This is a genomic window from Mycobacterium pseudoshottsii JCM 15466 (genome assembly GCF_003584745.1).
Lineage (GTDB): Bacteria > Actinomycetota > Actinomycetes > Mycobacteriales > Mycobacteriaceae > Mycobacterium > Mycobacterium marinum.
Genome location: NZ_AP018410.1, coordinates 5,112,403 through 5,131,135, shown reverse-complemented (window position 1 = coordinate 5,131,135; position 18,733 = coordinate 5,112,403). Strand labels below are relative to the sequence as shown.

General features: G+C 67.1%; 14 protein-coding genes. 10 read left to right on the top strand and 4 right to left on the bottom strand.

Going from position 1 to position 18,733, the window contains the following annotated elements; all coding sequences use genetic code 11:
* The first annotated feature begins 74 nt into the window (after positions 1-74).
* Positions 75-2,384: a DNA helicase PcrA gene (gene pcrA / locus MPSD_RS23325; protein ID WP_020786104.1), complete on the top strand. Its 2,310-nt coding sequence runs from the start codon at positions 75-77 to the stop codon at positions 2,382-2,384.
* Between the two features lie 78 nt (positions 2,385-2,462).
* On the opposite strand, the gene MPSD_RS23320 is transcribed toward pcrA, so the two are convergent.
* Both MPSD_RS23320 and MPSD_RS23315 read right to left on the bottom strand, forming a co-directional pair.
* On the bottom strand, positions 2,463-3,047 hold the full coding sequence (locus MPSD_RS23320; RefSeq protein WP_174524088.1) for a hypothetical protein: 585 nt from the start codon (positions 3,045-3,047) through the stop codon (positions 2,463-2,465).
* A 3-nt stretch (positions 3,048-3,050) separates the two neighbouring features.
* Positions 3,051-4,118, bottom strand: coding sequence for a M23 family metallopeptidase (locus MPSD_RS23315; RefSeq protein ID WP_020786107.1), 1,068 nt, complete (start codon positions 4,116-4,118; stop codon positions 3,051-3,053).
* 275 nt (positions 4,119-4,393) lie between these two features.
* Here MPSD_RS23315 and sucC point away from each other — a divergent pair, with 275 nt between their 5' ends.
* Both sucC and sucD read left to right on the top strand, forming a co-directional pair.
* Positions 4,394-5,557, top strand: coding sequence for an ADP-forming succinate--CoA ligase subunit beta (sucC, locus tag MPSD_RS23310; RefSeq protein ID WP_020786108.1), 1,164 nt, complete (start codon positions 4,394-4,396; stop codon positions 5,555-5,557).
* Positions 5,558-5,571: 14 nt separating this feature from the next.
* Positions 5,572-6,474: a succinate--CoA ligase subunit alpha gene (gene sucD, locus MPSD_RS23305; RefSeq protein ID WP_015357031.1), complete on the top strand. Its 903-nt coding sequence runs from the start codon at positions 5,572-5,574 to the stop codon at positions 6,472-6,474.
* A 90-nt stretch (positions 6,475-6,564) separates the two neighbouring features.
* Here the strand turns inward: sucD and MPSD_RS23300 are convergent, their stop codons facing one another.
* Complete coding sequence (locus MPSD_RS23300; RefSeq protein WP_119571748.1) at positions 6,565-7,893, bottom strand: PE family protein; 1,329 nt, start codon at positions 7,891-7,893, stop codon at positions 6,565-6,567.
* A gap of 163 nt (positions 7,894-8,056) precedes the next feature.
* On the opposite strand from MPSD_RS23300, the gene MPSD_RS23295 reads away from it, so the two are divergent.
* Entirely contained in the window at positions 8,057-9,577 is a 1,521-nt protein-coding gene (locus MPSD_RS23295; RefSeq protein WP_086085279.1) for an acetyl-CoA acetyltransferase, read from the top strand.
* Between the two features lie 7 nt (positions 9,578-9,584).
* Here the strand turns inward: MPSD_RS23295 and MPSD_RS23290 are convergent, their stop codons facing one another.
* The gene (locus MPSD_RS23290) at positions 9,585-10,433 is read right to left on the bottom strand and encodes an LLM class F420-dependent oxidoreductase (RefSeq protein ID WP_036426297.1); all 849 of its coding nucleotides are present in this window, start codon (positions 10,431-10,433) and stop codon (positions 9,585-9,587) included.
* A 219-nt stretch (positions 10,434-10,652) separates the two neighbouring features.
* On the opposite strand from MPSD_RS23290, the gene MPSD_RS23285 reads away from it, so the two are divergent.
* From MPSD_RS23285 to MPSD_RS23260, 6 genes are all read left to right on the top strand, one after another.
* Entirely contained in the window at positions 10,653-11,558 is a 906-nt protein-coding gene (locus tag MPSD_RS23285; RefSeq protein ID WP_015357027.1) for a DUF5336 domain-containing protein, read from the top strand.
* Between the two features lie 48 nt (positions 11,559-11,606).
* The gene (locus tag MPSD_RS23280) at positions 11,607-12,998 is read left to right on the top strand and encodes a cell division protein PerM (protein ID WP_015357026.1); all 1,392 of its coding nucleotides are present in this window, start codon (positions 11,607-11,609) and stop codon (positions 12,996-12,998) included.
* A 52-nt stretch (positions 12,999-13,050) separates the two neighbouring features.
* Positions 13,051-13,698, top strand: coding sequence for a phosphoribosylglycinamide formyltransferase (gene purN / locus MPSD_RS23275; RefSeq protein ID WP_015357025.1), 648 nt, complete (start codon positions 13,051-13,053; stop codon positions 13,696-13,698).
* Positions 13,695-15,266 (top strand): bifunctional phosphoribosylaminoimidazolecarboxamide formyltransferase/IMP cyclohydrolase, encoded by a 1,572-nt coding sequence (gene purH / locus MPSD_RS23270; protein WP_015357024.1) that lies wholly within the window; start codon positions 13,695-13,697, stop codon positions 15,264-15,266. The genes purN and purH overlap by 4 nt, the downstream gene beginning before the upstream one ends.
* 76 nt (positions 15,267-15,342) lie before the next feature.
* On the top strand, positions 15,343-16,737 hold the full coding sequence (locus MPSD_RS23265; RefSeq protein WP_086085278.1) for a sigma 54-interacting transcriptional regulator: 1,395 nt from the start codon (positions 15,343-15,345) through the stop codon (positions 16,735-16,737).
* Positions 16,730-18,727 carry a vWA domain-containing protein gene (locus tag MPSD_RS23260; RefSeq protein WP_020786115.1) on the top strand — a complete coding sequence of 666 codons (1,998 nt, stop codon included), beginning with the start codon at positions 16,730-16,732 and terminating at the stop codon, positions 18,725-18,727. The genes MPSD_RS23265 and MPSD_RS23260 overlap by 8 nt, the downstream gene beginning before the upstream one ends.
* Positions 18,728-18,733 lie beyond the last annotated feature (6 nt).

Below are 18,733 nucleotides of genomic sequence, written 5' to 3'. Positions count from 1 at the left end.
ATCCAGACGCTCGCCTGGGTGTTGGACCCCGTCGGCGCCAAGTCGTCGGCGGGCGGCGGTAAGTTTGGGCGGACATGACTGTTCAAGCGACCGATGCCGACCAACTGCTGGAAGGTCTCAACGCACAACAGCGCCAGGCCGTGGTGCACGAAGGCTCGCCGCTGCTGATTGTCGCGGGCGCGGGCTCGGGCAAGACGGCGGTGCTGACCAGGCGGATCGCCTACCTGATCGCGGCCCGCGGTGTTGGGGCCGGTCAGATCCTGGCCATCACCTTCACCAACAAGGCCGCCGCCGAGATGCGGGAGCGGGTGGTGAGCCTGGTCGGCGGCCGGGCCAAGTACATGTGGGTGTCCACCTTCCACTCGACCTGCGTGCGCATCCTGCGCAACCAGGCGGCGCTGATCAAGGGCCTCAACTCGAACTTCTCGATCTATGACGCAGACGATTCACGGCGGCTGCTGCAGATGATCGGGCGCGATATGGGCTTGGACATCAAGCGATACTCGCCGCGCTTGCTGGCCAATGCCATCTCCAATCTGAAAAACGAATTGATCGACCCGGATCGGGCGGTGTCGGATCTGTCGGAGGATTCCGATGACTTGGCGCGCACCGTCGCATCGGTCTACGCGGAATATCAGCGCCGCCTGCGGGCCGCCAATGCGCTGGACTTTGACGATCTCATCGGCGAGACGGTGGGCATTCTGCAAGCTTTTCCCGACATCGCCGGGCACTATCGGCGCCGGTTTCGGCACGTTCTGGTCGACGAATACCAAGACACCAACCACGCGCAATACGTCCTGGTGCGGGAACTGGTTGGTCGCGGCAGCGAAGACGAGCCCGGGGACGTGCCCCCGGCGCAGTTGTGCGTAGTCGGCGACGCCGATCAGTCGATCTATGCGTTTCGCGGCGCCACCATTCGCAACATCGAAGACTTCGAACGCGACTATCCCGATGCCACAACGATGCTGCTGGAACAGAATTACCGCTCGACACAGAACATCCTGTCGGCGGCCAACTCGGTGATCTCGCGCAACTCCGGACGTCGCGAGAAGCGGCTGTGGACCGATGCTGGCGCGGGGGAGTTGATCGTCGGCTACGTCGCCGACAACGAACACGACGAGGCGAGGTTCGTCGCCGAAGAGATCGACGCACTGGCCGAGCGGGACGAGATCACCTACAACGACGTCGCGGTCTTCTATCGCACCAACAATTCGTCGCGGTCGCTGGAAGAGGTGTTCATCCGCGCCGGCATTCCCTACAAGGTCGTCGGCGGCGTGCGCTTCTACGAGCGCAAGGAGATTCGTGACATCGTCGCCTACCTGCGGGTGCTGGACAACCCCGGCGATGCGGTCAGCATGCGGCGCATCCTCAACACGCCGCGCCGCGGCATCGGCGATCGTGCCGAGGCCTGTGTGGCGGTGTACGCGGAGAACACCGGCGCCGGCTTCTCCGACGCTCTGGTGGCCGCCGCCGAGGGCAAGGTGCCGATGCTCAATAGCCGTGCGGAGAAGGCGATCGCGGGCTTTGTCGAGTTGCTCGACGAGTTGCGAGGACGCCTCGACTCATCCGAGGGGGATCTCGGTGAGTTGGTGGAGGCGGTGCTGGAACGCACCGGATACCGCCGCGAACTGGAGTCCTCCACCGATCCGCAGGAGCTGGCCCGGCTGGACAACCTCAACGAACTCGTCAGCGTTGCCCACGAATTCAGCACCGACCTGGCAAATGCCGCCGAGCCCGAACCGGATGCCGAGGATGTGCCGGACACCGGCATGCTGGCGGCCTTTCTGGAACGGGTGTCGCTGGTCGCCGACACCGACGATATTCCCGAGCATGGCGCGGGCGTGGTCACCCTGATGACCCTGCACACCGCCAAAGGTCTGGAGTTCCCGGTGGTGTTCGTGACCGGGTGGGAGGACGGGATGTTCCCGCACATGCGGGCACTGGATGATCCGACCGAACTCTCCGAAGAACGGCGACTGGCCTACGTCGGCATCACCCGGGCCCGGCAACGGCTCTACCTGAGTAGGGCCATCGTCCGGTCTTCCTGGGGGCAGCCGATGCTCAACCCCGAATCCCGGTTCCTGCGGGAGATACCTCAGGAACTCCTCAACTGGCGCCGCCTTGCGCCCAAGCCGTCGTTCAGCGCGCCTGTGAGTGGAGCCGGCCGGTTTGGCACTGCGCGGTCAGCACCCGTCCGCACGAGCACGAGCAAGCGGCCGCTGTTGGTGCTGCAGCCCGGCGATCGCGTCACACACGACAAGTACGGTCTGGGCCGCGTCGAGGAAGTATCCGGTGTCGGCGAATCGGCGATGTCGCTGATCGACTTCGGTAGCTCGGGACGGGTGAAGCTGATGCATAACCACGCCCCGGTCGCCAAGCTTTAGCGGCTACTCGCCGAACCTGAACTCGTTGCGAAAAAGTTGCGAAATCGTCGCAGTGAGAACACATTCGGCCGGAGCCGGCTAGTCGAAAAGCCAGCGCCTGGTCTGGGGATGCAGCGCCAGCACCGCGCTCGCGATCGGCAACACCGGAAAGGCGTGCACGATCCAAGCGACGAGAGCGCCGGCGATGAACACGCCACCGTATGTCAATACCGCAACCACGGCGCCCACCACGATCAGGTAGCGCCCGAAAGGGCGGCGTAGCAACAGCATGATCACCCCGGCGGTGGTGGAGCTCGCGAAGACCAGCGCCAGAAATCCCACCGCGATGCAGAACAGGCGGTCGCTGCGCCACCAGCCGGTGATCAGGTCGGTGGCAACCACCGAGGTGGCCCATCCGTTGACGATGCTGACGGCCGCGGTTGCGACCGCCGTCCGCGAACTTGGCTCGACGGGCAGCCCGTCGGGCAACGGCGGTAGCCGGTCTGCCCGCGCAGTCTCGTCAAGGGAGGTTGGGCGGTGCGAAATCTTGGCGGTCGCGGAGTCCGTCGTCACCGGTTGTGGTCCCGTCGGCGCGCGCCGAATGATGCGGGTCCGTGGCTCGTCGGCGGACGGGGACGGATCGGGTGGGGTCTCGCTCGCAGCGGGGTCGCCCGGTGCGGTCAACGGTCAGCCGGCGTAGTTGCCGACATTCAGGCCGCGCTTGGCGAGCCAGGGCACCGGGTCTATCCGCTCAGTGCCGCCCTGGAGCACTTCGAAGTGCAGATGCGGGCCCGTGGAGAAGCCCCGGTTGCCCATCGTCGCGATCTGATCGCCGGCCATCACCCGCTGTCCAACATTGACCAGCGTGGTGTTGACGTGCCCGTAGAGCGTCACGGTGCCGTCAGCGTGGCGGATTTTCACCCACATGCCGTAGCCGGCGGTGGGGCCCGCGTCGATCACCAGGCCGTCCGATACCGCGTAGATCGGGGTTCCGATGGAGTTGGCGAGGTCGATCCCGGCGTGCAGCACACCCCAGCGGTAGCCGAAGTTGGAGGTGAAAATGCCTTTGGTGGGCATGACGTACAGAGGCTGTTGCAGTCGAGCCTCGCGCTGGGCGCGTTCCTGGGCAAAGGCCACACCGCGAGCGAACTCGGCCTTGTGTGCCTCGACATTGGTCGCCGGTTGTGCGGCGATGACCTGAACCCCGCGGGCCTCGTTGCTGTCCGAGCCTCCGATAAGGGCCGATGCGTTCGCGGTCAGCACGGTGTCCATGCTGGTGACGTCGGATTGGTGGGTCACGGTATGCGCTGCGGCGGCGGCTGCACCGGCGGCCATGGACCCAATCAGGAGTCGACCCTTTGCCGCGCTGGTGGACTGCTTGCGGTGCTGGCCACCACGGCGGGGTGCAGGGGCGACGTTCGCGGCCCGGGGGACAGCAGCGCTTGGCTCGGGGAGAGCCTCGCTGGTCGTGCCGACCAGTACCGGGCTGGGGGTTGCCAACCACGCCGGAATCAGATTGTCGATCTCGTCGAGATCGTCAAGCTCGGGCGCTTGAAGGAGCTGTCGACCGGTGTCGAACTCGGGATAACCAAAGTCCAAGTCGTCGAGATCGGCGAGCTCTAGCTCGTCAAGCTCGTCGAAACCATCCAGTGGGATGATCTCGGTGACTTCGTTGCGATGGTGCTGGAGCCAACGATGGCGGGATGTGCGAGGGTCGCCAACGACGGCAGTGCGGGCGTATCGGTGCTGGGACAATGCTGAAATGTCCTCGTATTGTGACCATAACGTTATCTGAACCCTGAGACGGTATCCGCTCTCGGAGGTAGCTGGCAACCTCAGTTTGGGAACCTGCCTCAAAATGTGAGTTGGATCACGTTTAGATCCGCGGATTTTCGGTGACCTGCGCCACACCGGTGGATGCGATCGCCGGGCTCATTTGGCGCCTAGATACAGTTTGCAACCGTGCGAGTTGCCGAATCTTGGTATCGCCTCCCTATTGGTCTAGCAAGTCGAGCGAAGACAGTGAGCCCATGGATCTATTCGAGTATCAAGCGAAGGAACTGTTCGCCAAGCACAATGTACCTACTACGCCGGGGCGGGTGACTGACACCGCCGAGGGCGCGCGGGCTATTGCCACCGAAATCGGTCATCCAGTAATGGTCAAAGCGCAGGTCAAGATCGGTGGTCGCGGCAAAGCCGGTGGCGTCAAGTACGCTGCCACGCCCGACGACGCCTACGAACACGCCAACAACATCCTCGGCTTGGACATCAAGGGCCACGTGGTCAAGAAGTTGCTGGTCGCTGAGGCTAGCGACATCGCCGAGGAGTACTACATCTCGTTCTTGCTCGATCGTGCCAACCGCACCTACCTGGCGATGTGCTCGGTAGAGGGCGGCATGGAGATCGAGGAGGTGGCCGCCACCAAGCCCGATCGGTTGGCCAAGGTCCCGGTGGATGCGGCCAAGGGGGTTGGCCTGGCATTCGCCCGCTCCATCGCCGAACAGGGCCACCTGCCGGCCGAGGTGCTCGACGCTGCCGCGGTAACCATCTCCAAGCTGTGGGACCTGTTCGTCGGCGAGGACGCCACCCTGGTTGAGGTCAACCCGCTGGTGCGTACCCCCGACGACCAGATCCTGGCGTTGGACGGCAAGGTCACCCTGGATGCCAACGCCGACTTCCGGCACCCCGATCACGTCGAGTTCGAAGACCGTGCGGCCACCGATCCGCTGGAACTCAAGGCCAAGGAACACGACCTCAACTACGTCAAGCTCGACGGCCAGGTCGGCATCATCGGTAACGGTGCTGGCCTGGTGATGTCGACCCTGGACGTGGTTGCCTACGCCGGTGAGAAGCACGGTGGGGTCAAGCCCGCCAACTTCCTCGACATCGGTGGCGGCGCCTCGGCCGAGGTGATGGCCGCCGGCCTGGATGTCGTGCTGGGCGATTCACAGGTCAAGAGCGTGTTCGTGAACGTGTTCGGCGGCATCACCTCATGCGATGCGGTGGCCACCGGGATCGTCAAGGCGCTGGAAATCCTCGGTGCCGAGGCGAACAAGCCGCTGGTGGTCCGGCTCGACGGCAACAACGTGGAAGAGGGCCGTCGCATCCTGACCGACGCCAACCACCCGCTGGTGACGCTGGTGCCGACGATGGACGAGGCTGCCGACAAGGCCGCTGAGCTGGCCAGCGCCTGAAAGGACTTTGAACAATGTCGATCTTCTTGAACAAGGACAACAAGGTCATCGTCCAGGGCATCACCGGCAGCGAGGCGACCGTCCACACTGCGCGCATGCTCAAGGCCGGCACCCAAATCGTCGGCGGGGTGAACGCGCGCAAGGCGGGCACCACCGTGACGCACGAGGACAAGGGTGGCCGGGTAATCAAGCTGCCGGTATTCGGCGGTGTCGCCGAGGCGATGGAAAAGACCGGCGCCGACGTCTCGATCATCTTCGTGCCGCCGAAGTTCGCCAAGGACGCGATCATCGAGGCCATTGACGCCGAGATTCCGCTGCTGGTGGTCATCACCGAGGGGATCCCGGTGCAAGACACCGCCTATGCCTGGGCCTACAACCTGGGCAAGGGCGGCAAGACCCGCATCATCGGGCCCAACTGCCCGGGCATCATCACCCCGGGGCAGGCGCTGGTTGGCATCACCCCGGCCAACATCACCGGCGCCGGCCCGGTCGGGCTGGTCTCCAAGTCCGGCACGCTGACCTACCAGATGATGTTCGAGCTGCGCGATTTCGGTTTCACCACCTCGATCGGTATCGGTGGCGACCCAGTGATCGGCACCACCCACATCGATGCCATCGAGGCGTTCGAGAAGGATCCCGACACCAAGCTGATCGTGATGATCGGTGAGATCGGTGGGGACGCCGAGGAGCGAGCGGCCGACTTCATCAAGGCCAACGTGTCCAAGCCGGTTGTCGGTTACGTGGCGGGATTCACCGCGCCGGAGGGCAAGACCATGGGGCACGCGGGTGCCATCGTGTCCGGCTCCTCGGGCACCGCGGCGGCCAAGAAAGAAGCCCTGGAGGCCGCCGGGGTACAGGTCGGCAAGACCCCGTCGGAGACCGCGGTGCTGGCCCGGGAGATCCTGAAGGGTCTCTAGACGCCGAGCAGACGCAAAATGGCACGCTTCCGTCTGGAAGCGTGCCATTTTGCGTCTGCTCGGGCACTTGTCGCGCCCCGTGTTCGGCGGCTACGGCAGGCCGGGGTTGCCTGGCACGCCAATCAGCTGGCCGCCGTCGCCGCCCTGGCCGCCGGTGCCGGTGGTCGCCGTCCCCACCCCGCCGTTGCCGCCGTTCCCGCCGAAACCGATGAGCAACGCGGCACGCCCGCCGTTGCCGCCGTTGCCGCCGGGATCAGTGCCGCCGTTGGGTCCTCCCGAGCCGCCGGCCCCGCCGTCGCCGATCAACAAGCCCGCGTCACCGCCGGCCCCGCCGGCACCGCCGCCGTCTCCACCGGCGCCGTACCCGCCGATGCCGCCGTCCCCACCGGAGCCGGACAGTGTGCCGCCGGCCCCGCCGGCCCCGCCAGCCCCTCCGGTGGGGCCGAATCCGCCGGCGCCGCCGGTACCGCCATTGCCGTTGAAGAAACCGCCGTGGCCACCGATCCCGCCGGTGCCACCGGTGGTGGTGGTCCCGGTCCCGTTACCGCCGCCACCGCCGCCTCCGCCGGGGCCGAGCAGGATCCCGCCTGCCCCGCCGGCGCCACCCGCGCCGCCCGCGCCGGCGGCCGGAGTCGTGCCGCCATGGCCGCCGGCGCCGCCGGTACCGATCAATCCGCCCGCACCGCCGGCGCCGCCGGCCCCGCCGTCGCCGGAGATCAGCGTCGCTCCGCCGTCGCCGCCGGCTCCGCCGGTGCCGAAAAACAGCCCGGCAGACCCGCCGTTACCGCCGACACCGCCGAGGCCGGACCCTCCGGTGCCGCCGGCTCCGCCGTTGCCGAACAGCAACCCGCCGGCCCCGCCGTTGCCGCCAGCGGCCTGGTTGCTGCTGGGCTTGGCGGGTCCGCCGGCTCCGCCGTTGCCAAACAACCCCGCCGCGCCGCCGTTGCCGCCGGCGGGATGTGCGGCGGTGCCCCCGCCGCCGGCGCCGCCATTTCCGATCAGCAGCCCGCCCGCTTGGCCGTCTGCCCCGGGTGCCCCGTCAGCCCCGTTGCCGATCAGCGGGCGTCCCAGCAGGGCGTTGGTGGGGGCATTGATCACACCGAGAAGCTGCTGCTCCAGGGTTTGCAGAGGCGACGCGGCGGCGGCTTCCGCGGTCGCATACCGTCCGGCGCTTGCCGCCATGAGCTGTGCGAACTGGGCATGAAAAGTCGCCGCCTGAGCGCTCAGGGCCTGATAGGTCTGCGCGTGTGCCCCGAACAGTGCCGTGATGGCGGCCGACACCTCGTCGGCGCCGGCGGCCAGCACCCCCGTCGTCGGGGCAAGGGCGGCCGCGTTGGCCTGACTGACTGCCGTGCCGATGCTCGCCAGATCCGACGCTGCCGCGTTGACAAACTCGGGCGCTGTGGTGAGAAAAGACATCTGCGACCTCCACGGCGCAGGGAATGACAGATGCATTCCGGACTGCTAATCGTACGCGCCCACCGGCGGTGTTATCCCAGTTCCGGGCGATATCTCGGGCGTGAATGTGCCCCCGCGACGCCCCGGCGCAGACGTGTGATTCGGCTAGGTAGATAGTGATGCTATGGATCTTGATCCGGGTACGCCGGTCATTGTCGGTGTCGGACAGGCTGTCGAACGCATCGATGACCCCGACTACCAGGGGATGTCGGCCGTTGAGCTGGCCGCCGCCGCTGCCCAGGCCGCTCTCGAAGACTGTGCGGCCGACGTGGCCGCGGCCATCGACACCGTCGCGGGCGTCCGACAGTTCGAGATCTCCGGGCCCGTCCCCAAGGCCCCGTTAGGCCGGTCCAACAACTATCCGCGCTCGGTGGCCCAGCGGATCGGGGCGGATCCGGCCCGCGCGATCCTCGAGATCGTCGGCGGCCAGGGGCCCCAGCACCTGATCACCGAGCTGGCCGGCGCGATCGCGGCAGGCAGCTCCGAAGTCGCGATGGTGTTCGGCTCTGATGCGACGTCGACCAGTCGTCACTTCGCTGGGCGTGCCGACAAACCGGACTTCACCGAAATCGTCGACGGGGAGCTGCAAGACCGCGGCCCTGGCATCGACGGCCTGATCACGCGCTACACGATCATTCACGGCCTGGTGGATGCGCCCACCCAATACGGCTTGCTGGAGAATGCCCGCCGGGCCGCAACGGGCCTCGGCCCGGCCGACTACCTGCGGCGGATGGGCGAGCTGTTCGCGCCGTTCACCAAGATCGCGGCCGGCAATCCTTTTGCCGCGGCGCCAATCGAGCGCACCGTCGAGGAGCTGATCACGGTCACCGACCGTAATCGGATGATCGCCGAGCCCTACCCCCGGCTGCTGGTCGCGCGCGATCAGGTGAACCAGGGCGCGGCCGCGCTGGTGATGTCGGTTGCGGCCGCACGCCGGCTCGGGGTTCCCGAGGAAAAGTGGGTCTACCTTCGCGGGCATGCCGACCTGCAAGAGCAGGCCCTGCTGCAGCGCCCCGATCTTGGGCACGCCCCGTCAGCCGTGCTGGCGGCGCGCGAGGCGCTCCGGGTGGCCGGTGTCGGTGTCGACGACATCGCCACCTTCGACCTGTACAGCTGCTTTCCGGTGCCGGTGTTCAACATCTGCGACGGTCTGGGGATTGCGACCGATGACCCGCGCGGTCTGACGCTCACCGGTGGGCTGCCGTTCTTCGGCGGGGCGGGAAACAACTACTCGATGCATGCGGTGGCCGAGACCGTAGCCCGAATGCGTAGCGAGCCGGGACGGTTCGGGCTCGTCGGCGCCAACGGCGGGATCATGAGCAAGTACTCGGTCGGGGTCTATTCCACTGCCCCGGCGCAATGGCAGCCGGACCGCAGCGCCGAGCTGCAAACACAAATCGACAGCGGGGCCAGCCGACCAGTTACCGAGCAGGCCGACGGCCCCGCCACGATCGAGACGTACACGGTCCGCCATGACGGTGGGCGTCTCACCGGGATCGTCATCGGCCGGCTGGCCGCCGACGGCCGCCGCTTCCTGGCGAGCACCGAAGACGACGAGCTGATCGGGTTGCTGACCGACGGCGACCCGCTGGGGCAAGCGATCCGGGTGCGCTCGTTCGACTACGGCAACCGCTGCGTTCTCTAGCTCGCGCCTAGACCATGGCGGCCAGCTTGCCGGCCAGCCGCTCTACGTACGCGGCGATCTCATCCTCGGGGCGATCCGGTAGTCCGAACAGCACCTCGGTGACCCCAAGCTCGGCCCAGCGGGCCAGCTTCTCGGGGACCGGCTTGAAGTCCAGCGCCACGATCTGTGGGGCCCCGTCGCGGCCGGCGGCCGCCCAGGTGTCCTGTAACAACTTGACCGGCGCGTCGATGTCGAAGTCACGCGGTGTGGTGATCCAGCCATCGGCGCTACGCGCTATCCATTTGAAGTTCTTCTCGGTGCCAGCGGCGCCCACGAGCACCGGAATGTGGGACTGCACCGGCTTGGGCCAGGCCCAGCTGGGGCCGAACTTGACGAACTCGCCGTCGTAGGCGGCTTCCTCCTGCGTCCACAGCGCCCGCATCGCCTCGAGGTATTCACGCAACATCGTGCGGCGCCGTCCGGGTGGAACGCCATGGTCGGCGAGTTCGTCGGTGTTCCAACCGAACCCCACGCCGAGGCTGACCCGTCCGCCGGACAGATGATCCAGCGTGGCAATGCTCTTGGCCAGGGTGATCGGGTCATGCTCGACGGGCAGCGCCACCGCAGCCGACAGCCGTACCCGCGAGGTCACCGCCGATGCCGCGCCCAAACTCACCCAGGGGTCCAGCGTGCGCATATAACGATCGTCGGGAAGCGAGGAATCGCCCGTCGTTGGATGAGCGGCTTCTCGCTTGATTGGGATATGGGTGTGCTCAGGCACATAGAAGGTGTGAAAGCCGTGGTCGTCAGCGAGTCTCGCCGCCGCCGCCGGAGCGATGCCGCGGTCGCTGGTGAAAAGCACAAGCCCATAGTCCATAACAGAATTAGAACGTGTTCTACCTCGGCCGGGCAAGCGCCCCCCGCGCCAATCGGCTTGGCGGGATCGACGGAGGTGATGGCGCTGGTCGAGCGGGGCAGGTCGCCGCGGCGCGAGCACCGGAACGTGCGCTAGCGTGGTTGTCGAATCGCGTCGCAGGGACCAAGCGTCGCAATGCAGCAGTGGCGCCGCGACGGCGCGCAAGTAACAGGAGGAGCCATGACCTACACGCCGGGTAGCCCCGGATATCCGCCCGCGCAGTCGGGCGGCTCCTACGGAGGCGCCACACCGTCTTTCGCTCAAGCCGACGACGCGGCGAGCAAGCTCCCGATGTACCTGAACGTTGCGGTGGCGGTGCTCGGTTTTCTCGCATATCTCGCCAGCTTCGGGCCGATGTTCACGATCAGCTCGGAACTCGGCGGCGGCAGCAGCGAAGCTTCCGGCGACACCGTGCTGGCCGTCGGGATGGCGTTGCTGGCCGGGCTGCTTGCCGGAGTGAGCCTGCTCCCCAAGGTCAAGAGCTACGGGGCCGTCGTCGCGGTCGTCTCGATACTGGGCGTATTCCTGATGATTTCGTCGACCTTCAACAAGCCGAGCGCCTTTTCGACCGGTTGGGCACTGTGGATTGTCCTGGTGTGCATTGTGTTTCAGGCTGTCGCCGCAGTCGGCGCGCTGTTGCTGGAGACCGGCGTGGTGTCGGCGCCGGCGCCGAGGCCGAAATTCGATCCCTATGGCCAGTACGGCCAGTACGGGCAGTACGGCGGCCAGCCGGGCGGGTACTACGGTCAACCGGGTGCACAGCAGTCCGCGCCCAATCCGCAGCAGTCGCCGCAGCAGCCGTCCGGGTACGGGTCGCAGTACGGCGGCTTTACCTCCAGCCAGGGTTCCAACCCGTCCAGCGGTGGATTCAGCGCCCCGCAAGCACAGTCGGCCCCCCAGCCGATGCACCAGACCCCGTCCACTCCGCCCACTGGATTCCCCAGCTTCAGCCCGCCGCCGTCCGTTAGTGCCGGGACGGGATCCCAGGGTGGTTCGGCTCCGGTCAACTACGCCAATCCCGGCGGTGCGCAGCAGAACTACGGCCAGGGCCAGCAATCTTCGTCACCCGGGTCGGCGCCGGTCTAACCGGGCGCTCTCGCGCCTAGTAGGACACGTGCGCGGAGAGTGACACGGGTGGAGGACAGTCGAGCAGCGGGTGCTCGCCAGGCTCGCGACCTGGTCAAGGTCGCGTTCGCCCCGGCTGTGGTGGCGCTGGTCATCATCGCGGCGGTCACGCTGATTCAGCTGGTGATCGCAAACAGCGACATGACGGGCGCGCTGGGTGCGATCGCCAGCATGTGGCTGGGTGTGCACCAGGTGCCGATCTCGATCGGTGGCCGTGAACTGGGCGTAATGCCCCTGTTCCCGGCCATGTTGATGGTGTGGGGCACGGCCCGCACGACGGCGCTGGCGACCTCGCCGTACTCGTCGTGGCTGGTTGTTCGGTGGGTTATCGCATCGGCGTTGGGCGGGCCGCTGCTGATCGCGGCGATCTGCCTGGCGGTGATCCACGATGCGTCGTCGGTCATCACCGAGTTGCAGACGCCCAGTGCGTTGCGTGCGTTTGTCAGCGTGCTGGCGGTTCATGCCATCGGTGCGGGCCTGGGGGTCTGGTCGCGGGTGGGTAGACGGGCTCTGGCGGTTTCACCGCTGCCGAACTGGCTGGGCGACTCGCTGCGGGCCGCCGCCGCCGGGGTGCTGGCACTGCTCGGGCTCTCCGGCCTGGTGACCGCGGGGTCGCTGGTCGTGCACTGGGCGACGATGCAGGAGCTATACGGCATCACCGATTCCGCGTTCGGCCAGTTCAGTCTCACCGTGCTGTCGGTGCTCTATGTGCCTAACGTCGTCGTTGGCGCCGCGGCGATCGCTGTCGGGGCCAGTGCGCACATCGGCTTCGCGACGTTCAGTGCGTTCACGGTCTTTGGCGGCGACATCCCCGCTGTGCCGATCCTGGCCGCGGCTCCCACCCCGCCGCTGGGGCCGGTGTGGGTAGCCCTGCTGATCATCGGGGCGTCCTCCGGAGTGGCGGTCGGGCAACAGTGTGCGCGCCGTCCGCTGCCGCCCCTGCCGGCTATGGGCAAACTGTTGGCCGCGGCCCTGTTGGGGGCATTGGCGATGGCGCTGCTCGGTTACGGGGGGAGCGGGAAGCTAGGCAACTTCGGCGCCGTTGGCGTCGACGAGGGAGCACTGCTGGTCGGCGTGTTCTTCTGGTTCGCCGTGGTCGGGGGCGCCACGCTGGTGATGGCGGGTGGAATCAGACGGCGTCCCAGGCGGCCCAAACCGCGGCCGGTCCCACCCGCTGAAGCAGACGTTGACGAGCCCATTCATGAGCCCGTTGATGAGCCCTTTGTCCCACTTTTCGATCAGGACGCCCCGCTGGATGATGTGACTTCGCGCGAACCCGTTGCGCCCGGTGGCGACGACGCCGACGTCCCCCCTGCCGCACCCGACGAGGTCGATTGGTCAGATGGGCCAGACCGGCAGGACGGGCCTGACACCAGCCATCCGCCCGAACATTTGACCTGACAGCGGATGCCCGCCCGCCGCTGCGGCCGGGTAGCCCGACTAGGCTCGCCGTGTGCAGGAACCGGTCCGGGTACCCCCGAGTGCACCGGCGCGGCTTGTGGTGCTCGCGTCGGGCACGGGGTCATTGCTGAACTCATTGCTGGACGCCGCCGTGGCCGACTACCCGGCGCGAATCGTCGCCGTTGGGGTCGATCGGGATTGCCGGGCCACTGAGGTCGCCGCGCAGGCGTCGGTGCCCGCCTTCACCGTCCGCGTCTCCGATCACCCCAGCCGCGATGCTTGGGACGCCGCCATCACCGCCGCCACCGCCGCCCACTCGCCTGACCTGGTGGTATCCGCCGGATTCATGAGAATTCTTGGGCCGCAATTCCTTTCGAAATTCCACCAACGGATCCTCAACACCCATCCGGCACTCCTGCCGGCGTTTCCCGGTGCCCATGGGGTAGCAGATGCGCTGGCCTACGGCGTGAAGGTCACCGGTTGTACGGTGCACCTGGTGGACGCCGGGATGGACACGGGACCGATACTGGCGCAGCAAGCCATTGCGGTGCTCGACGGCGACGACGAAGCAACCTTGCACGAACGGATCAAGGTAGTGGAGCGCAAGCTTCTGGTGGACGTGGTGGCCGGGATTGCCACCGGCGGCGTGACGGTGATCGGACGAAAAGCGATGATTGGACGAAAGGCGACCATAGGATGAGCACCGACCACATAAGACGGCCGATCCGCCGCGCGTTGATCAGTGTGTATGACAAGACCGGGCTGGTTGACCTGGCGCAGGGGCTGACCGCGGCCGGTGTCGAGATCGTCTCGACCGGATCAACCGCGAAGACCATTGCCAGCAAAGGGATTCCGGTGACCCGGGTGGAGGAGCTGACGGGATTCCCCGAGGTACTCGACGGGCGGGTCAAGACGCTGCATCCGCGCGTGCATGCCGGCCTGCTGGCCGATCTGCGAAACCCCGAGCACGAGGCGGCGCTGGCCGAGCTCGGAGTCGAGGCATTCGAGCTGGTCGTGGTCAACCTGTACCCGTTCAGCCAGACCGTGGAATCCGGTGCCAGCGTCGACGAATGCGTCGAACAGATCGACATCGGCGGCCCCTCCATGGTGCGGGCGGCGGCCAAGAACCATCCCAGTGTGGCCGTGGTCACCGACCCGCAGGGATACGACGGCGTGCTGGCCGCGGTGCGTAGCGGCGGATTCACCTTCGCCGAACGCAAGAAGCTGGCCTCGCTGGCCTTTCAGCACACCGCCGAATACGACATCGCGGTCGCGAGCTGGATGCAGTCCACGGTGGCGCCCGAGCAGCCCGAAACCGACTTTCCGCGCTGGTTCGGCAGAAATTGGCGGCGTCAGGCGATGCTGCGCTACGGCGAGAACCCGCATCAGCAGGCCGCGCTCTACGCCGACCCCGGCGCTTGGCCGGGATTGGCTCAGGCCGAGCAGCTGCACGGAAAAGAGATGTCCTACAACAACTTCACCGATGCCGACGCGGCCTGGCGGGCCGCCTTTGACCACGAGCAGAAATGCGTGGCAATCATCAAGCACGCCAACCCGTGCGGCATTGCCATCTCGGAGGTTTCGGTCGCCGACGCGCATCGCAAGGCCCACGCCTGCGACCCACTCAGTGCCTACGGCGGCGTGATTGCCTGCAACACCGAGGTCAGCCCAGAGATGGCGGAGTACGTCAGCACCATCTTCACCGAGGTGATCGTCGCACCGGCCTACGCTCCCGCCGCCCTTGATCAGTTGACGAAGAAGAAGAACATTCGGGTGTTGGTGGCATCCGAGCCCCAAGACGGCGGCGCCGAGCTGCGTCCGATCAGCGGGGGACTGCTCATGCAGCAGCGTGACCAGCTCGATGCCGCCGGTGACAACCCGGCCAACTGGACCCTGGCCACCGGCTCGCCCGCCGATCCGGCGACGCTGACCGACCTGGTCTTCGCTTGGCGCAGCTGTCGTGCGGTCAAGTCCAACGCGATCGTCATCGTGGCCGACGGCGCCACCATCGGCGTCGGGATGGGCCAAGTCAACCGCGTCGATGCCGCACGGTTGGCGGTGGAGCGCGGCGGCGAACGCGTCAACGGCGCCGTCGCTGCCTCCGATGCGTTCTTCCCGTTCCCCGACGGCCTCGAGACGTTGACGGCCGCCGGGGTCAAGGCGATCGTGCACCCGGGAGGGTCGGTGCGCGACGAGGAAGTCACCGCGGCGGCTGCCAAGGCGGGCATCACCTTGTACCTCACCGGTTCGCGCCACTTCGCGCATTAGGCGGCCGGTGTGGGTGCATTTGTGCCTGGCTAGGCCCCGTTCCCAGGCGCCTGTCCCTGACTCGTCGTAGCGTGGAGTGGTGACTTCACCGAGCAATCTGCCTCGCACCGTCGGCGAGCTGCGTGCCTCCGGTCATCGCGAGCGGGGGGTTAAGCAGGAAATCCGGGAGAATCTGTTGACCGCGCTGGCTGATGGGCCGGATAACGCGGCCGTCTGGCCGGGCATCGTGGGCTTCGACGACACCGTGATTCCCCAGCTCGAGCGGGCCCTGATCGCGGGCCACGAGTTTGTGCTGCTGGGCGAGCGCGGCCAAGGCAAGACTCGGCTGCTGCGCGCGCTGACCGGATTGCTCGACGAGTGGACACCGGTGATCGCCGGTGCCGAACTTCCCGAGCATCCTTACCGGCCGATCACGCCGGAGTCGATCCGCCGGGCCGCGCAGCTAAAAGACGATCTGCCGGTGGCATGGAAGCATCGCAGCGAGCGTTACACCGAAAAACTGGCCACCCCCGACACCAGTGTTGCCGACCTGGTCGGTGACATCGACCCGATCAAGGTGGCCGAGGGCCGCAGTCTCGGAGACCCCGAAACCATCGCCTACGGGCTGATTCCGCGCGCACACCGCGGCATCGTGGCCGTCAACGAGCTGCCCGACCTGGCCGAGCGGATCCAAGTGTCCATGCTCAATGTGATGGAGGAGCGCGACATCCAGGTCCGCGGCTACACCCTGCGCCTGCCGCTGGACGTGTTGGTGGTCGCCAGTGCCAACCCCGAGGACTACACCAACCGGGGGCGCATCATCACCCCGCTCAAAGACAGGTTCGGCGCCGAGATCCGCACTCACTACCCGCTGGAGCTGGAGGCGGAGATGGGTGTCATCGCGCAGGAGGCGCATCTGAGCGCTCAGGTGCCCGATTATCTGTTGCAGGTGATCGCGCGGTTCGCCCGCTACCTGCGCGAGTCCAGTTCGGTCGACCAGCGCTCCGGGGTGTCGGCGCGCTTCGCCATCGCGGCGGCGGAGACCGCGGCGGCCGCCGCCCGCCACCGCGGGGCGGTGCTGGGCGAGACCGACCCGGTCGCCCGGGTGGTCGATCTGGGCACCGTGATCGACGTGCTGCGCGGCAAGCTCGAGTTTGAGTCCGGTGAGGAGGGGCGCGAGCAGGCGGTGCTCGAACACCTATTGCGCCGGGCCACCGCGGATACCGCGTCCCGGGCGCTGGGTGGCATCGACGTCGGCACACTGGTGTCAGCCGTCGAGGGAGGTTCGGCGGTGACGACCGGTGAGCGGGTATCGGCCAAGGATGTGCTGGCGGCCGTTCCGGGACTGCCGGTGGTGGAGACCATCGCACGCAAACTCAACGCCGAATCCGAAGGGGAGCGCGCCGCAGCCCTGGAGCTGGCCCTGGAGGCGCTGTACCTGGCCAAGCGAGTCGACAAAGTGTCCGGGGAGGGCCAAACCGTTTATGGCTGACCGGGCGAAGGGGCACTCGACGCGGTACTCGGCGTACACCGGCGGACCTGATCCGCTGGCTCCGCCGGTAGACCTGCGCGAGGCGCTGGAGCAGATCGGTCAGGACGTCATGGCGGGCACCTCACCGCGCCGGGCACTGTCCGAGCTGCTGCGGCGCGGCACCAAGTCCATGCCCGGCGCCGACAGGTTGGCGTCCGAGGCGAACCGCCGCCGCCGCGAGCTACTGCGCCGCAACAACTTGGACGGCACCCTGCAGGAGATCAAGAAGCTGCTGGACGAGGCGGTGCTGGCCGAGCGCAAAGAATTGGCCCGGGCGCTAGACGATGACGCTCGATTCTCCGAATTGCAGTTGGAGGCATTGCCGCCGTCGCCGGCCAAAGCCGTACAGGAACTCTCCGAGTACGACTGGCGCAGTGGCGAGGCCCGCGAAAAGTACGACCAGATCAAGGATCTGCTGGGCCGCGAGCTACTCGACCAACGCTTCGCCGGCATGAAGCAGGCGTTGGAAGGCGCCACCGACGAGGATCGCCAGCGCGTGAACGAGATGCTCGACGACCTCAACAACCTGCTGGACAAGCACGCCAGGGGACAGGACACCCAGCAAGACTTCCAAGACTTCATGGACAAGCACGGCGAGTTCTTCCCGGAGAACCCGAGCAATGTCGAGGAGCTGCTGGACTCGCTGGCCAAGCGGGCCGCCGCCGCGCAGCGGTTCCGCAACAGCCTGTCCCAGGAGCAGCGTGATGAGCTGGATGCGTTGGCGCAGCAGGCTTTCAGATCGCCTTCGCTGATGCAGGCACTCAACCGCCTCGACGCCCATCTGCAGGAGGCGCGTCCGGGCGAGGACTGGACCGGCCAGCAGCAGTTCTCCGGCGACAACCCGTTCGGCATGGGTGAAGGCACCCAGGCGCTGGCCGACATCGCCGAACTCGAGCAGCTGGCCGAGCAGCTCTCGCAGGCTTATCCGGGCGCCACCATGGATGACGTCGACCTCGACGCGCTGGCCCGTCAACTCGGCGACCAGGCCGCCATCGATGCCCGCACGCTCGCCGAACTGGAACGGGCCTTGGTGAATCAGGGTTTCTTCGACCGAGGATCCGACGGCCAATGGCGGCTGTCACCCAAGGCCATGCGCAGGCTGGGTGAGACCGCATTGCGCGATGTGGTGCAACAACTTTCCGGACGCCGCGGTGAGCGGGATCACCGGCGTGCGGGGGCGGCCGGTGAGCTGACCGGCGCGACCCGGCCCTGGCAGTTCGGTGACACCGAACCGTGGCACATCTCGCGCACGCTGACCAACGCGGTGCTGCGCCAGGCCGGTACGGCGCCTCCTGGCGGCGGCGCCGGCCCGATCCGGATCACCGTCGATGACGTCGAAGTCTCCGAGACTGAGACCCGAACTCAGGCCGCGGTTGCGCTCCTGGTGGACACTTCGTTTTCGATGGTGGTGGAGAATCGGTGGCTGCCGATGAAGCGCACGGCGCTGGCGCTCAACCACCTCGTGTGCACGCGGTTCCGCTCGGATGCGCTGCAGATCATCGCGTTCGGCCGCTATGCGCGGACCGTGACGGCCGCGGAGCTGACCGGTTTGGAGGGCGTCTACGAGCAGGGCACCAACCTGCACCACGCGCTGGCGCTGGCCGGGCGACATCTCAGACGCCACCCGAACGCGCAGCCGGTCGTCTTGGTGGTGACCGATGGGGAACCCACCGCCCATCTCGAGGACTTTTCCGGCGAGGGAGCGGGTTCTGCGGTGTTCTTCGACTACCCGCCGCATCCGCGCACCATTGCCCACACCGTGCGCGGGTTCGATGACATGGCGCGGCTGGGCGCCCAAATCACCATCTTCCGGTTGGGCAGTGACCGGGGCCTGGCCCGGTTCATTGATCAAGTCGCGCGTCGGGTCGAGGGACGTGTCGTCGAACCCGATCTCGACGGACTCGGTGCGGCCGTGGTCGGCGACTACCTGAGGTCTCGGCGCAGGCGCTAGGGCCGT

What these genes read in the sequence shown, in the direction of transcription:
- purH (WP_015357024.1), top strand. Translation starts at nt 13,695, where the DNA reads ATGAGCACCGACCACATAAGACGGCCGATCCGCCGCGCGTTGATCAGT.
- sucD (WP_015357031.1), top strand. Translation starts at nt 5,572, where the DNA reads ATGTCGATCTTCTTGAACAAGGACAACAAGGTCATCGTCCAGGGCATC.
- MPSD_RS23285 (WP_015357027.1), top strand. Translation starts at nt 10,653, where the DNA reads ATGACCTACACGCCGGGTAGCCCCGGATATCCGCCCGCGCAGTCGGGC.
- MPSD_RS23300 (WP_119571748.1), bottom strand. Translation starts at nt 7,893, where the DNA reads ATGTCTTTTCTCACCACAGCGCCCGAGTTTGTCAACGCGGCAGCGTCG.
- sucC (WP_020786108.1), top strand. Translation starts at nt 4,394, where the DNA reads ATGGATCTATTCGAGTATCAAGCGAAGGAACTGTTCGCCAAGCACAAT.
- MPSD_RS23295 (WP_086085279.1), top strand. Translation starts at nt 8,057, where the DNA reads ATGGATCTTGATCCGGGTACGCCGGTCATTGTCGGTGTCGGACAGGCT.
- MPSD_RS23290 (WP_036426297.1), bottom strand. Translation starts at nt 10,433, where the DNA reads ATGGACTATGGGCTTGTGCTTTTCACCAGCGACCGCGGCATCGCTCCG.
- pcrA (WP_020786104.1), top strand. Translation starts at nt 75, where the DNA reads ATGACTGTTCAAGCGACCGATGCCGACCAACTGCTGGAAGGTCTCAAC.
- MPSD_RS23260 (WP_020786115.1), top strand. Translation starts at nt 16,730, where the DNA reads ATGGCTGACCGGGCGAAGGGGCACTCGACGCGGTACTCGGCGTACACC.